Source organism: Exiguobacterium sp. s7, from assembly GCF_018618195.1.
Classification (GTDB): Bacteria; Bacillota; Bacilli; order Exiguobacteriales; family Exiguobacteriaceae; genus Exiguobacterium; species Exiguobacterium mexicanum_A.
Window position 1 is genome coordinate 39,886 of record NZ_JACSLO010000012.1, and the last position, 13,602, is coordinate 53,487.

A 13,602-nucleotide genomic window follows, 5' to 3' on the forward strand; every position below is an offset into this window, starting at 1 on the left:
AAAGTCGAGGATTCCTCTATAATAGGTGAAGCTCATATCATTCGATCGCGAAGGAGAAACTCATGAATTCAAGAACTCAGGCTCGTAGACGGCGCAAAGGCCCGTCTGCGTTTTATAAGCTGTTCAGCGCCCTTGTATTGATTGCCGTCATCGTAGGCTCGAGCATGTATGGGACAGCGTTTTATAAAGCACATAACATGTTGTCCGGTACGCAAGTGACGCTTGAAGATGATCCGACCCTCGAACCGACGCGATTCGATAAAGAGGATACCGAGAGCTTCCTCGTACTCGGGACGGACTTGTCCCCGCAAAAGAAAGCACGCGGGGAGTACGGTCGTTCAGACGTCATGATCGTCGTCATTTTGAACAAGAAAAATAAGCAGACGACGATGCTCAGCATCCCGCGTGACTCGTACGTCAATATCGACTACACGGGCTTCAACATCCCGTACGGCAAGACCGGACTCGATCAAGATAAGATCACGCATGCGTACTATTTCGGGTCGATGGATGAATCGAACCCGAACAACGGGATGCGAGTAGCGACGAACACGATCGAAGACTTGGTCGGTATCGATATCGATCACGTCGTCTCGCTCAACTTCCAAGGGTTCGTCGACTTCATCGATGCCGTCGGCGGCGTCGAAATCGATGTCCCGTTCTCGTCGGAACAGAAGAGTTATGACGCTTCCCGTGAAGTCGTCCAAGTCGAAGAAGGATTGCAACAGTTGTCAGGTGAAGAGGCGCTTGCTTACGTCCGGAACCGCTATGACGACCCACGCGGTGACATCGGACGCGGACAGCGCCAGATGGAAGTCATTAACGCCGTCCTTGACCAAGCGCTCGGCACATCACTCATCAACAACTATGACAAGGTGTTGAAGGCGGTCGGTGACAACATGCAGACGACGCTCGGTCCAAACGACTATATGCGCCTGATCGAAGACGTTGGTGCCCTCAACAACACGGTCCAGTATCAGTTGACCGGTGAAGGGGCCCGCGGCAACGACGGCCATTTCTATTACTTCTTGAACGAGCCGTTACTCGAAGAAGTCCGCTATCGTGTCCAACAGGCCGATGCGGGCAATGAAGTGGAGCCGATGACCGATACAGAGCTCGAAACGTATATGTATGACCCTGCCGGCATCACGTACGAAGCACAATAAAAAATGGTTTGCCGTCCGCGGCAAACCATTTTTTTACGTCCGATCCATGGAGACGGTGAACGAGTAGGCGTCACCACGGAACAAGGAACGGCTATATTCGAACATGTCTCCGTTTTCGAGATACGTCCGTTGGTCGATCAAAAGGACAGGGGCGTTCGGAGAAATCGTCAACAGCTTCGCTTCTTCCGGCCCCGCGCTCCGTGCCTCGAGCGTTTGGGTCGCGTTCTTTAATCGAAGGCCGGATTGCTCGGCAAACTCATAGATTGAACCGACGGCAACCGTCTCGGTCAGTTCTGGCAACAAGGCGACCGGGATATACGCGGTCTCGAGGGCGAGCACGTTCTCATCGGCGAGACGCAACCGTCGCATCTCATAGACGGGGGTATCGAGGGACACGCTCAACTTTTGAGCGATTTTCGCCGGGGCTGGAATCGTCTGGAACGATAACAGGCGGCTGAACGGTCGCATGCCTCGATGTTTGATTTCTTCTGAGAAACTCGTCAATCCAGACAAGGCCATCGTGATTTTCTTGTTGGCGACGAACGTTCCCCGGCCTTTTTGCCGGCTTAAATAACCGGCGTTGACCAAGTTCGTGATCGCTTGTCGGACCGTCATCCGACTGACGTTATAGCGCTCGGAAAACTCTCGTTCGGATGGGATCGATTCACCCGGTTGAAGAATGCCGGCATCTATTTGTTGCTTTAAATAAGCTTCGATTTGATAATAAATAGGTAGCGGTGATTGTTTATCAATCTGTAACATGCATATCGCTCCTGACTTCGAAAGTAAGTGTTTCTTATTATAGACCAAATTAGACTAGTTGTCTGAACATATCCTACAGAAAAGGCGGCGACAGCAATGAATTCATGGCAATTTGAAACGACGGTGACCGAGACCCGCACCGATGCGCGCGGGACATGGATCGCGCTTGAATCCACATTATTTTATGCAGAAGGCGGGGGACAACCACCGGATGCCGGCACACTCAACGGAGAGCCCGTGCTCGATGTGCAACGAGTCGATGAGATCGTCTGGCACTTGATCGAACGTGCGCTTGAACCTGGAACGCTTGTGACCGGCATCGTCAACGACGCTGTCCGACGCGACCATTCGATTCAACATACGGCCCAGCACGTGTTGACGGCTTTGCTAGAGGATGAGTACGGTATTCAGACGCTCAGTTTTGGGATTGGGCCTGAGGAATCGTCGCTTGAGATCGAGACGGACGTGTTCGATTGGGATCAAATCGAATCGTTAGAACGGGACGTGCAACGTATCGTTTTTGAAAATCGCCCCGTCTCCACATATGAACTGTCGTCCGAAGAAGTCGAACAAGACCGTTTACGAAAAGCGACCGACCGCACCGGAACCGTTCGCATCGTTGCCATCGACGGCCTCGATTACAACGCCTGTGGCGGGACCCATGTAGATTCAACGGGTCAACTCGGAATCGTCCATGTGACCTCGATGAAGAAAGTCCGCGGTAACGTCCGTTTGACGTACGTCGCCGGTCTTCGGGCCTTGGCCGCGGTCCATTCGTCCCGGACCGCACTACGCACGATTCACCAAACGTTGTCGACGACGAACGAGACGGTCGCCGCCCGTGTCATCGAAGAACGGAATCTTCGGCTCGAGCGGGACAAAGAAGTGAAGGCGCTCGAGGCCCGCGTCGCAAAAGCGAAAGTCGCTGCCTTCCTGCAAGAAGACAATTATGTCATCACCCACATCGGCAAAACGGAAGCAGAGACGCTCACGACGACGATCGTCGAACGCATCGCCGCGACCGGACGGATTGCCGTCGGAGCCAATCATACGGGTCAAAAGCTGTGGCTCATGCATGACGGGACACACGACATCGCCATCGGTAAGTTTTTGAAACGGACGCTCGACGACCTCGGCATCGGTCGAGGGGGCGGCAGTCACAAACAAGCGCAAGCCCGCTTCGAGTCTGTCCTCGAGTTAGAACGAGCGACAGCGGAGATTGTGAAGCGGCTACAGGAAGGAATGGTATCATGTTGAAGATTGAACACGGGAACGACTCGAAACTGATTGAACTGGCCCGGTCTGTGCGGCAAACGGTGTTTATTGGCGAACAAGGGATCGCGCCGGAACTTGAGTATGATGAACTCGACCCGGACTGTATCCATTTTGTCGGAATGGTGGACGCTGAGCCTGTCACGACGGCACGTCTGCGCCCAATCGGTGACGGGGTCGGGAAAGTCGAACGGGTCGCCACACTTGCCGCGAAACGCGGTAACGGGTATGCCAAGGAGATCATGCTCGCCATCGAATCTGTCGCGCGGGCGAGGGAGTTACACGAGCTCAAACTAGGGGCGCAACTGACGGCACTCCCGTTCTATGAACGACTCGGGTACGAGGCGTACGGCGATGAATTTTTAGATGCTGACATTCCACATCGGATGATGCACAAGGCGTGGTGACCATTGTTTGAAATTTTCCTTTTTTCTAAAAAAAGGTTGGCAAGCCGGGAAGCATTTGTTATAACTAAAACTAACAACTGACAGATAGAGGTTGCGAATGACATGAGTAAGCTTGATCGACACGGACGCATTCCGGATCGAGCCGAAAGGGGAAATTCGCCGAAGTCGACGTTCGCATGCGTACGAACGAAGGCTGGGGTAGTCGTGAATAACGCCTACACTGCCATGGATGAAATGCCATGGAGCGCTATCTACGGAACGATTCTTTAATCGTTTTTCAACTGCGCGTACAAGCGGCAGACCGTAGGGAGAGTGCTTCCTACCGGTCTGCCGCTTTTTCTGTTGGTGGACATCATGAAAGTGGGGAACCTGATGACAACCGTATTGAAATTCGGAGGCAGCTCCGTTGCCACGATTGAACAAATCCAGGCCATTGCTGAATATTTACAGACTCGGGCCGCCGCCGGTGAAAAGCTCGTCGTCGTCGTTTCCGCGATGGGGAAAACGACTGACTCACTCTTGTCACTCGCCAAACAAATCACGGAACGTCCGATGATTCGTGAACTTGACCGCTTGCTCGCGGTCGGTGAGGAGCAGACGATCAGCCTGCTCAGCATCGCTTTGAACTCTCGGGGCGTGGCCGCCATCTCGCTCACCGGACAACAAGCCGGCATCGACACGATGGGCATTCACACGAAAAGTAAAATCAAAGCGATTCGAAAAGAAGTGTTAGAAGAAAAACTTCGGACGTATGACGTCGTCATCGTCGCCGGCTTCCAAGGTGTCAACGAGTTCGGTGACGTGACGACGCTCGGACGGGGTGGGTCGGACACGACGGCCGTCGCCTTGGCCGCAGTGCTCAGCAAACGCTGTGAGATTTACACAGACGTCGCCGGGGTCTACACGGCTGACCCGCGCATCCATCCGACGGCCCGCCGATTAGATACCGTCTCGTATGACGAGATGATGGAGATGAGCGCGCTCGGGTCGAAAGTGATGGAGATGCGCAGCGTAGAGCTCGCGAAAAAATTTGATGTGAACATCTTTGTAGGGAAGACGCTTGCAAGCGAAGGAGGAACATGGATCATGGATATGACACAGGCGATGGAACAAAAAGCGGTGACGAGCGTGAGCGTCGTGAAAAACGTGCTCAGTGTCTCAATCAAACACATTCCACATTCGGTGGCAGGAGTTGCCGACATTTTCGAGAAGTTGTCACAGCGTCATGTCAATATCGATATGATCAGTCAGACGGCGTTCGATGGAGAAGTGTTCTTATCGTTCACGTGTCCGCTCGATGAAGAGGCGTTCCTCGAAGAAGCGCTCGCGGAATTGACCGAGACGTTCCCGCAAATCAAAATCGACCGTCATACCGAACATGCGAAAATCTCGGTCGTCGGCATCGGGATGCGTGACGCGACCGGAGTCGCGTCCGAATTGTTCGCCACGTTCCGTGAAAGCGGGATCCCATTCTATCAAGTCACGACATCCGAGATCAGCATCTCGTACACGATTAACGATCAAGACGTTGAAACGGCGGTCGCAGCTATCGCCGAACGTTTCCATTTATAAGGGGGAGTCACCATGTATAACGTAGCCGTCGTCGGCGCGACCGGAGCCGTCGGTCAAAAAATGATTGAAGTCTTGACCGAATACGAGTTTCCAATCAACGAATTATTGCTTTACGCTTCAGCCCGTTCAGCCGGAAAGACCGTGAACGTGAACGGAAAAGATGTCGTCATCCGGGAACTGTCGGACACGATTTATGCCGACCCGATCGATATCGCGCTTTTCTCAGCCGGGGGGAGCCTCAGTGAACAATATGCACCTCGTCTGAGTGAGCAAGGGGTCATCGTCATCGATAACTCGAGCGCGTTCCGGATGCAAGCGGACATCCCGCTCATCGTCCCGGAAGTGAACCGAGTCGAACTTAGCCCGGACAAGACACTCATCGCCAATCCGAACTGTTCGACGATCCAATCGGTTGTCGCACTCGCACCGCTTGCGGAAGTATACGGGTTGACGCGCGTCGCTTACACATCGTATCAAGCCGTCTCCGGGTCGGGTCAAAAAGGGATTGAAGACTTGGAACGCGGAGCACGCGGCGAGGAACCGAAAAACTATCCGTATCCGATTTACGATAACGTCTTGCCGCACATCGATGTGTTCTTAGAGAACGGTTATACGAAAGAAGAACAGAAGATGATCGAGGAAACACGTAAAATTTTGAACGCGCCGAACCTCGGGGTGACGGCGACATGCGTCCGTGTCCCGGTCCGTAATAGCCACGCCGTCTCGATCACGGTCACGCTCGACCGCGAGGCGACGCTAGCCGAAGTGAAAGCCGTGCTCGCGGACGCGCCAGGTGTCGTCCTCATGGACAACCCGGGCGAACTCGTCTATCCGACACCGCTCGATGCGAACGGGACAGACGACGTGTACGTCGGTCGTGTCCGTGTCGACGAGTCGCAACCGAACACGTTCCATCTCTGGTGTGTCGCTGATAACGTTCGAAAAGGCGCCGCGGCGAACGCCGTCCAAATCGCCCAATGCATGATTGGGCAGACAGCTACGAAATAAGGGGGAGATTATATGTTCACAGGAGTCGCAACTGCACTCGCTACGCCGTTTCAAGCAGACGGTCAGCTAAATCTCACAGCGTGGGAAGCGTTGATTGAAGATCAAATTAAAGAAGGTGTCAGCGGTCTCGTGATCGGGGGAACGACTGGTGAAGGCATGACCATCACGGACGACGAGTTCGAGACGCTTCTCGTCAAAGCGATTGAAGTCGCGGCCGGCCGCGCCGTTATCATCGCCGGGACCGGGTCGAACAACACGGCGCTCAGCATTCAAAAGACGAAACGGGCCGCCGAACTCGGAGCCGAGATGGCGATGGTCGTCACGCCTTATTACAACAAGTCGACGCAAGCGGGTCTGATTGCCCACTTCACAGCGATCGCCGACGCGTCACCGATTCCGCTCATGCTCTACAACGTACCGTCACGCACGGGTGTCGCCCTTGATCCGGCAACGGTTGGAGAACTCGCCGACCACCCACGCATCGCTGCCCTCAAGGAAGCGAGCGGGGATATCTCGGTGATGGCTCAAATGATGGCGCACGTGCCGGAAGGCTTCCCAGTCTATTGCGGGAACGATGATCAAATCCTTCCTTATATGGCTTGGGGCGCGCAAGGTGTCGTCTCGGTCCTCTCGAACGTCTATCCGGGTGCGACGGTCGCTTTAGCCGAAGGGCTCCTCGCCGGAGATTTAGAGACGGCCCGCACATGGCAGCTCCGACTGCTCCCGGTCATCGACGAATTGTTCACGGAAGTGAACCCGATTCCGGTCAAAGCGGCACTCAATGCACGCGGCTTCGAGTTCGGTGCACCACGTCTCCCGCTCGTCCCGATGAGCGCGACGGCCGAGGCCCGCTTGTTGTCGGCGATGGAGCAGTTCAATGAGGTGAGACAGTGAACTTACTCATTCATGGCTACGGAGCGATGGGACAGATCGTCGAAGAAGTCGCCCGGACACAAAACTTGAACGTTGCGGCCATCGTCTCACCGGCCGGAGGGGAGCATCCCGTCTCGTTGCAAGACGTCGAGGCCGACGTCGATGTCGTCATCGACTTCTCGAACCCGGCACTGTTAGATGATGTGCTCGCTTTCGGGAAAGCCAAGCAAATCCCGCTCGTCATCGCGACGACGGGTTTCTCGGAAGCGGAACTCGCCAAAATTGAAGCGGCGTCTCAGGAGATCCCGATTTTCCAGTCGTATAATACGTCTTATGGGATCGCGCTCCTGAAACAGTTGCTCGACCAACTCGTCCCGCTCACGCTCGGTTATGACATCGAAGTGATTGAGGCGCACCACCGCAAGAAAGTCGACGCACCGAGCGGCACGGCGGAATTACTCGCCCGTGCCATCGAAGCCAAACGCGATGTGACACCGGTATATGACCGGACACCGCGTCGCGAAGCGCGTGCAGCCGATGAACTCGGCATGCACTCGGTGCGCGGCGGCACAATCTTTGGGGAACACACGGTGCTCTTCGCCGGAGACGACGAAATGCTCGAATTGAAACATACGGCCCTGTCCAAACGTGTCTTCGCGAACGGGGCCCTCGCCGCGGCGGCGACGATTCTCGACCGCCCGGCCGGACTATATAATTTAACGAACCTATACGAGGAGGCCACTCATGTTACTCACAAACGCTTATGAAATCGCGCAATACATTAAAGATGCCAAGAAAGAAACGCCTGTCAAACTATACGTCAACGGTCAATTGGCCGGTCTAGACATCGAAGGGGCGAAAGCATTCGGGACCGACGAATCGAAATTATTCCTCACGACGGCCGAACGCGCAGCCGCTTTCGTTGAAGCGAACGCAGCGGTCATCACAGATACGCATCTCGAATACGACCGCCGGAACAGCGCCGTGCCGATGCTCGACACGACGAAATTGAACGCGCGCATCGAACCAGGTTCGTTCATCCGGGACCACGTTCAAATCGGCAATAACGTCGTCGTCATGATGGGTGCCGTCATCAATATCGGTGCCGTCATCGGTGACGGATCGATGGTCGACATGAACGCGGTCATCGGTGCACGTGGAACGCTCGGGAAGAACGTCCATCTTGGAGCCGGCGCTGTCGTGGCGGGTGTCCTTGAGCCACCTTCAAAAGACCCGGTCATCATCGAAGACGGTGTCATGGTCGGTGCGAACGCCGTCATCTTGGAAGGCGTCCGTGTCGGTGAAAACGCAGTCGTCGCAGCAGGGAGTGTCGTCACGCAAGACGTCCCAGCAGGAAGCGTCGTCGCCGGTACACCAGCCCGTGTCATTAAGCAAAAAGATGAAAAAACCGCAGAAAAAACACAACTTGTTGATGACTTACGCTCCCTGTAACGTATAATAGACAGAAAATATAAACAATGAATGGGAGAGTTGAACAATGGAACAGTATGGACAATGGATGTGGCAAGACGGGGCTTGGATCGAGCCGAGTGACGCGAACACGAGTATCATGACGCACGCGATTCACTACGGTAGCGGGTTCTTCGAAGGGATTCGGGCATACCACACAGAGGAAGGCCCGGCCATCTTCCGACTCCGTGAACACTTGGAGCGACTCGTTCGTTCGTGTGCATACTATCACGTCGACTTGCCGTACACGGTCGATGAGCTCGAACAAGCGACAATCGAATTGATCGAACGCAACGGCTTCGAGGCTTGTTACATCCGCCCATTCGTTTTCCTCGGCACACCTTGGCAGGCACTCATGCCGACGCAGGAAACGAAAGTACACGTCGCGATCTCGTGCTGGCCGCTCGGCGAATACTTCAGCAAGACGGTCGGGATTCGCGCGAAAGTCGCCTCGTATCGTCGCGTGTCTTCGACGATGATGCCGATGCAAGCGAAAGCGGCGGCGAACTATATGAACTCGCAACTCCTTAAAGGAGAAGCGGTGCGCGATGGATATGATGAAGCAATCGCCCTCGACATGAACGGAAACGTCAGCGAGGCGAGCGTCGCCAACATCTTCCTCGTCAAAGGAAACAAAATCTTCACACCGTCACTCGATTGCTCGGTGCTCGACGGCATCACGCGTCAAACGGTGATCGAACTCGCCCGTGAGGAAGGGTTCGAGGTCATCGAACGCCACATCGGACGTGACGAACTATATGTCGCAGATGAAATCTTCTTAACGGGGACGGCGGCTGAAGTGACGAGCGTCATCGAAATCGACAACATCTCAATCGGCGGCGGCGTCCAGACGGTCGCGACGAACATGCTCGCGCGTTACCGTGAGGCTGTGACGGGTCAAATTCCGACACACCGCGATTGGATCACGTTCGTCAAAGCTGGAGTCAAAGAATAAAGGAGTTTTTTGTATGGGAGTCACAATTGACTTGAATGCGATTCGCGAAAACAAACGTCGGATTGAAGCGCTTGGCCGACCAGTGTTCGCCGTCGTGAAAAACAACGCCTATAACTTAGGGATGGAGCCAGTTGTGACGACACTGTATGAAGAAGGGGTGCGTCACTTCATGGTGACGACGCTGGACGAGGCGAGCGAGGTCCGGGCATCAGCTCCGGAAGCGCGCGTCCTCGTCATGAACCCGGTTTACGACTGGGCAACCGTCCATCGTGACCAACTTGACGTCGCCATCGGTTCCTATGACTGGCTCGTCTCGCAACGGGATCAGTTGGACGGTGTCCGCCTTCATTTAAAGCTCGACGTCGGGATGAACCGATTCGGTGCCAAGACGTTCAAAGAAGCGCTGGCCATCGTCGCGTTTTGCCAAGACGAGGGGCTCGACCTCGTCGGGTTATGTACTCATTTCCCGCTCGCTGACGCCGACAACGCAGAAATCGAACACAGTGTGCACGTGGAACGGTTCGCCGACTGGTCGAATCGTCTCATCGAACGGCATTCGTTCGACATCGTGCATGCGGCCAATAGCGCCGCGACACTACAAGCGGATCCGCGCCTCGGGCATTGCACCCATGTGCGCGTGGGAATCTTCCTTTATGGCTACTCTTCGGTCGAACCGGTCGATTGGCTCATCCCGGCGTTTCACTGGGATGCGGAAGTCGTCGCCGTCCATGACATCGAGGCCGGTGCCCACGTCGGTTACGGTACGGGCTACACGGCCGAGACGAATGAACGCATCGCTGTTCTCTCGGTCGGTTATGGCGACGGACTTATGCGAGCCCGGCGCTTCTTACCGGCCCACATCGAAGGACGGGCCTATCCGTTCATCAGCAACATCTTCATGAGCCACAGTTTCTTGCGCGTCGATGACACGATTCAAGTCGGAGACCGTGTGGAGCTGTACGGCCATCTCACGAAAATCGATGACGTGACCCGTACCGGGCACGCCAATAACTCAGAACAATTATGCGCACGCTCATGGCGTGTCCCGCATCGCTTTGAAGGAGGCAATGTATGTACACCACCAACCAATCAGTTTGTATGATCGAAGGCGTGTCCGTCCGTGAACTTCAAGCGACGTACGGGACACCGCTCTATATCATGAGCGAGCCTGAACTCGAGCGTCGCCTCGGCCTCGTCCGGAACGCGTTCCTCGACAAGTATCCGAACACATACGCGCTCTACGCATCAAAAGCGATGTCGATCGCGGCCGTGTACGACAAAGTGATGGCAGCGGGCTTAAGCATCGACGTCGTCTCACGCGGTGAGATGTTCGTCGCGCTCCACGCAGGTGTCCCGGCTGACCGGATTCACGTCCACGGGTCGAACAAGACGGTGCAGGACATCACGTTCGCACTCGAGAACGGCATCACCCATTTCACGATTGACAATATGCGCGAAATCGGACTGTTGTCGGGCCTCGCTGTCGAACACGATGTCGACGTCGACGTCCTGCTCCGCATCGTCCCACAAGTCGTCGGAGGCGCCCATGAGGCGATTCAGACGGGTGGGGTCGACACGAAGTTCGGCTTCCCGACCCACGACGACACGTATCTCGAAGCGATCAAGGCGACGCTGCAGGCGGAACGTCTGCATTTGCAAGGCATCCACTGTCACGTCGGCTCGCAGATTCAAGAACCGACGTTGTTCATCAATACCGTCAAGACGATGGTCAACTTCATCGAGACGATCCGTCAAGAGACAGGATATACGGCCGACGTCTTGAATATCGGTGGCGGCTTCGGTGTCGCCTATCTCGAGTCGGACGACCCGCTCGACTTCGCCGATACGATGACGCAAGTGATGGACACGCTCGTCGCGGAAGTGGAACGCTTCGGCTTGCCGCTCCCGAAAATTGGGATCGAACCAGGCCGTTGGCTCGTCGCCAACGCCGGTGCGACGATCTATGAAGTCGGGACGGTGAAAGAAGTGAGCGGTGTCCGCACGTATGTCTCGGTCGACGGAGGCATGACGGATAACATTCGTCCCGCCCTCTATGATGCCGAGTATGATGTGATTGTGGCGACACGGATGGATGAGCCGAAGACGATTGAAGCAAAAATCGTCGGGGCGTGTTGCGAGTCGGGAGACATCATCTCGAACCGTTCGCTCATCCCGCCGGTCGAAGCTGGCGATCTCCTCCTCGTCAAAGCGACGGGAGCGTACAATTTCTCGATGGCGAGCAACTATAACCAGATGCTCCGCCCGGCCGTCGTCTTCGTGAAAGACGGGACACATCGTCTCGTCGTCCGCAGACAGACGCTCGAGGACTTGGTCGCCTGTGAGGTCGTCGGGCAATCGACATGATAGAACGAACGCATTCCTGACTCAGGGATGCGTTCTTTTTGTCGAAGTCATTCTCCTTCAAATGAGAAATGTTTTCAATTATGATGGAATAGATAACAGAGGGGGAAGTGACTTCAATGGAAAAGACAGCAGGACAACAGTTGATTGAGTCGCGGCGGACGATTCGGATGTTCACTGAAGAACCGATTGCGACGAAAGTACTCTATGAGTTGTTGGCATCGGCGCATCAGGCACCGTTTCATAACAAAGTCGAACCGTGGAATCTTTATTTGTTCAACGGGGATGGAAAAGACGTCTTGCTTCAGGCGCTCGAACCGGCGTTTCAAGATGGACCAGAGGCGAAGCGCGAGAAAATCGCGGGACGCATCCGGAACGCCGCAGCTTGCGTCTACGTGACGACGAAGCATTTCGAGACGGACAAAGGGAAGAAAGATGCGCTACTCGCGACGGCGACGATGATTCAAAACTTTCATTTATTGTGTAGTGAGCAACAGATCGGCCTCGTCTGGCGGACGGGCGGTATTTTTGAGGATGCCAGGCTTCAAGAGATGATTGGGGCTGAGGGTGAGACGTTTGTCGGACTGCTCCAGCTCGGTCGTTACGAAGACGTACCGCCGACGAAGCAACGTCAATCGATTGACGCTTGCTTGACGATTTTTGAGTGAACGAAAAGGTCCGAGCGTAGGTGACTACGATCGGACCAGTATTTATAGGTCAATGCGACTGAGCCGTTCATGTGAGCGCTCAGTTTATTTTTTTAACTTGGTTGCGAGCCAGTCTTGAATGACATTCGTTGGAATCATTTTGTTCACGTTCCCTTAACTTTAGTTTCTTCCTCTTTAGTATTATCCGATTGCAATCGTTCCCAAACCTCTCGATGTGTTCCTTGCAGCGTATCGTCGAACGAATCCTCGATATGCAGGCAATAGCTTGGGTTAACGGACGAGGCGTTACAAGTCTAACATGAGTTCGGCATGGTTTGGATACATTACAATTGGCCCCTTTCGACACGTCGGCTTGACTACATCCTCAGTATACAAAGGAAACATGAAGAAAAATCGGGATAATCGTTAACAATTTATGAATCTTGTAAACGCTTTCACAAACTTTGTGTCGATGTGAGTGGCTCGCATGTCGTCAAGTACTGCTCAGCCCGTTTCGCGTATTTGTTGACGGTCCGTTCCATGATGAAGCGATCCTCGTCATTGAGCGGACGGACGACTTTGGCGGGCACGCCCATGACCATGACGCCTTCCGGGATTTGCATGTTCGGTGTGACGAGTGCACCGGCTGCGATGAATGAACCTTTGCCGATTTTGGCTCCGTCGAGGACGGTCGCATGCATGCCGATGAGACACCCTTCTTCAATTTCGCATCCGTGAATCATCGCCATGTGTCCAATCGACACCCGGTCATGGATGATGGTCGGGGACCCTTCATATTGATGGACCATCGATCCGTCTTGAATATTCACGTACGAACCAATTTGAATCGGTCCTTCATCGCCGCGGATGATCGTATTGAACCAGACGCCGGAATGGGCGCCAATCGTGACATCGCCGATGACGTGCGCCCCTGGTGCGATGAACACCGTCTCATCAACATGTGGAATCAATTCTCCTAATTTGTATTGCATATGTGTAACCCCTTTCAAACGGATATGCTTTCATTGTCGCATAAGTTGAAAAAGAAATTGCACCGGAAAGATTATTCTTGTTAAGATAGTAAAAATACGTAGAAAAAAGGAGACACA

Annotated in this window: 14 protein-coding genes and 1 riboswitch; of the genes, 12 read left to right on the top strand and 2 right to left on the bottom strand. The window is 54.4% G+C overall.

The genetic code is table 11. The annotated features are described in order from the left end of the window. Positions 1 to 62 precede the first annotated feature (62 nt). A complete protein-coding gene (locus tag KNP79_RS12850) occupies positions 63 to 1,166 on the top strand; it encodes an LCP family protein (protein WP_034781266.1) in 1,104 nt (367 codons plus the stop codon). 33 nt (positions 1,167 to 1,199) lie between these two features. Here KNP79_RS12850 and KNP79_RS12855 read toward each other — a convergent pair whose 3' ends face one another. Beyond that, complete coding sequence (locus tag KNP79_RS12855; RefSeq protein ID WP_215192669.1) at positions 1,200 to 1,928, bottom strand: GntR family transcriptional regulator; 729 nt, start codon at positions 1,926 to 1,928, stop codon at positions 1,200 to 1,202. A 96-nt stretch (positions 1,929 to 2,024) separates the two neighbouring features. Here KNP79_RS12855 and KNP79_RS12860 point away from each other — a divergent pair, with 96 nt between their 5' ends. From KNP79_RS12860 to KNP79_RS12910, 11 genes are all read left to right on the top strand, one after another. After that, positions 2,025 to 3,185 (top strand): alanyl-tRNA editing protein, encoded by a 1,161-nt coding sequence (locus KNP79_RS12860; RefSeq protein WP_214708863.1) that lies wholly within the window; start codon positions 2,025 to 2,027, stop codon positions 3,183 to 3,185. After that, positions 3,179 to 3,607 carry a GNAT family N-acetyltransferase gene (locus tag KNP79_RS12865; protein ID WP_215192671.1) on the top strand — a complete coding sequence of 143 codons (429 nt, stop codon included), beginning with the start codon at positions 3,179 to 3,181 and terminating at the stop codon, positions 3,605 to 3,607. The genes KNP79_RS12860 and KNP79_RS12865 overlap by 7 nt, the downstream gene beginning before the upstream one ends. Positions 3,608 to 3,684: 77 nt before the next feature. Continuing rightward, positions 3,685 to 3,865, top strand: a riboswitch (Lysine riboswitch). Between the two features lie 114 nt (positions 3,866 to 3,979). Then, entirely contained in the window at positions 3,980 to 5,179 is a 1,200-nt protein-coding gene (locus KNP79_RS12870) for an aspartate kinase (RefSeq protein ID WP_214712264.1), read from the top strand. 12 nt (positions 5,180 to 5,191) lie between these two features. Continuing rightward, positions 5,192 to 6,187, top strand: a complete 996-nt coding sequence (locus KNP79_RS12875) for an aspartate-semialdehyde dehydrogenase (protein ID WP_214712263.1) — start codon at positions 5,192 to 5,194, stop codon at positions 6,185 to 6,187. A 12-nt stretch (positions 6,188 to 6,199) separates the two neighbouring features. Continuing rightward, positions 6,200 to 7,081 carry a 4-hydroxy-tetrahydrodipicolinate synthase gene (dapA, locus tag KNP79_RS12880; protein WP_215192673.1) on the top strand — a complete coding sequence of 294 codons (882 nt, stop codon included), beginning with the start codon at positions 6,200 to 6,202 and terminating at the stop codon, positions 7,079 to 7,081. Next, the gene (dapB, locus tag KNP79_RS12885) at positions 7,078 to 7,827 is read left to right on the top strand and encodes a 4-hydroxy-tetrahydrodipicolinate reductase (RefSeq protein ID WP_128123933.1); all 750 of its coding nucleotides are present in this window, start codon (positions 7,078 to 7,080) and stop codon (positions 7,825 to 7,827) included. Before dapA ends, dapB begins: the two co-directional genes overlap by 4 nt. Then, complete coding sequence (dapD, locus tag KNP79_RS12890) at positions 7,805 to 8,512, top strand: 2,3,4,5-tetrahydropyridine-2,6-dicarboxylate N-acetyltransferase (protein ID WP_034781255.1); 708 nt, start codon at positions 7,805 to 7,807, stop codon at positions 8,510 to 8,512. The genes dapB and dapD overlap by 23 nt, the downstream gene beginning before the upstream one ends. 46 nt (positions 8,513 to 8,558) lie before the next feature. Beyond that, positions 8,559 to 9,485, top strand: a complete 927-nt coding sequence (locus KNP79_RS12895) for a branched-chain amino acid transaminase (protein ID WP_034781253.1) — start codon at positions 8,559 to 8,561, stop codon at positions 9,483 to 9,485. A gap of 13 nt (positions 9,486 to 9,498) precedes the next feature. Beyond that, the gene (gene alr, locus KNP79_RS12900) at positions 9,499 to 10,587 is read left to right on the top strand and encodes an alanine racemase (protein WP_215192675.1); all 1,089 of its coding nucleotides are present in this window, start codon (positions 9,499 to 9,501) and stop codon (positions 10,585 to 10,587) included. Beyond that, on the top strand, positions 10,557 to 11,849 hold the full coding sequence (gene lysA, locus KNP79_RS12905) for a diaminopimelate decarboxylase (protein ID WP_251132966.1): 1,293 nt from the start codon (positions 10,557 to 10,559) through the stop codon (positions 11,847 to 11,849). The genes alr and lysA overlap by 31 nt, the downstream gene beginning before the upstream one ends. Positions 11,850 to 11,965: 116 nt before the next feature. Further along, entirely contained in the window at positions 11,966 to 12,514 is a 549-nt protein-coding gene (locus KNP79_RS12910) for a nitroreductase family protein (RefSeq protein ID WP_034781247.1), read from the top strand. Positions 12,515 to 12,948: 434 nt separating this feature from the next. Here the strand turns inward: KNP79_RS12910 and KNP79_RS12915 are convergent, their stop codons facing one another. Continuing rightward, entirely contained in the window at positions 12,949 to 13,485 is a 537-nt protein-coding gene (locus tag KNP79_RS12915; RefSeq protein ID WP_215192677.1) for a gamma carbonic anhydrase family protein, read from the bottom strand. Between the last annotated feature and the right edge of the window lie 117 nt (positions 13,486 to 13,602).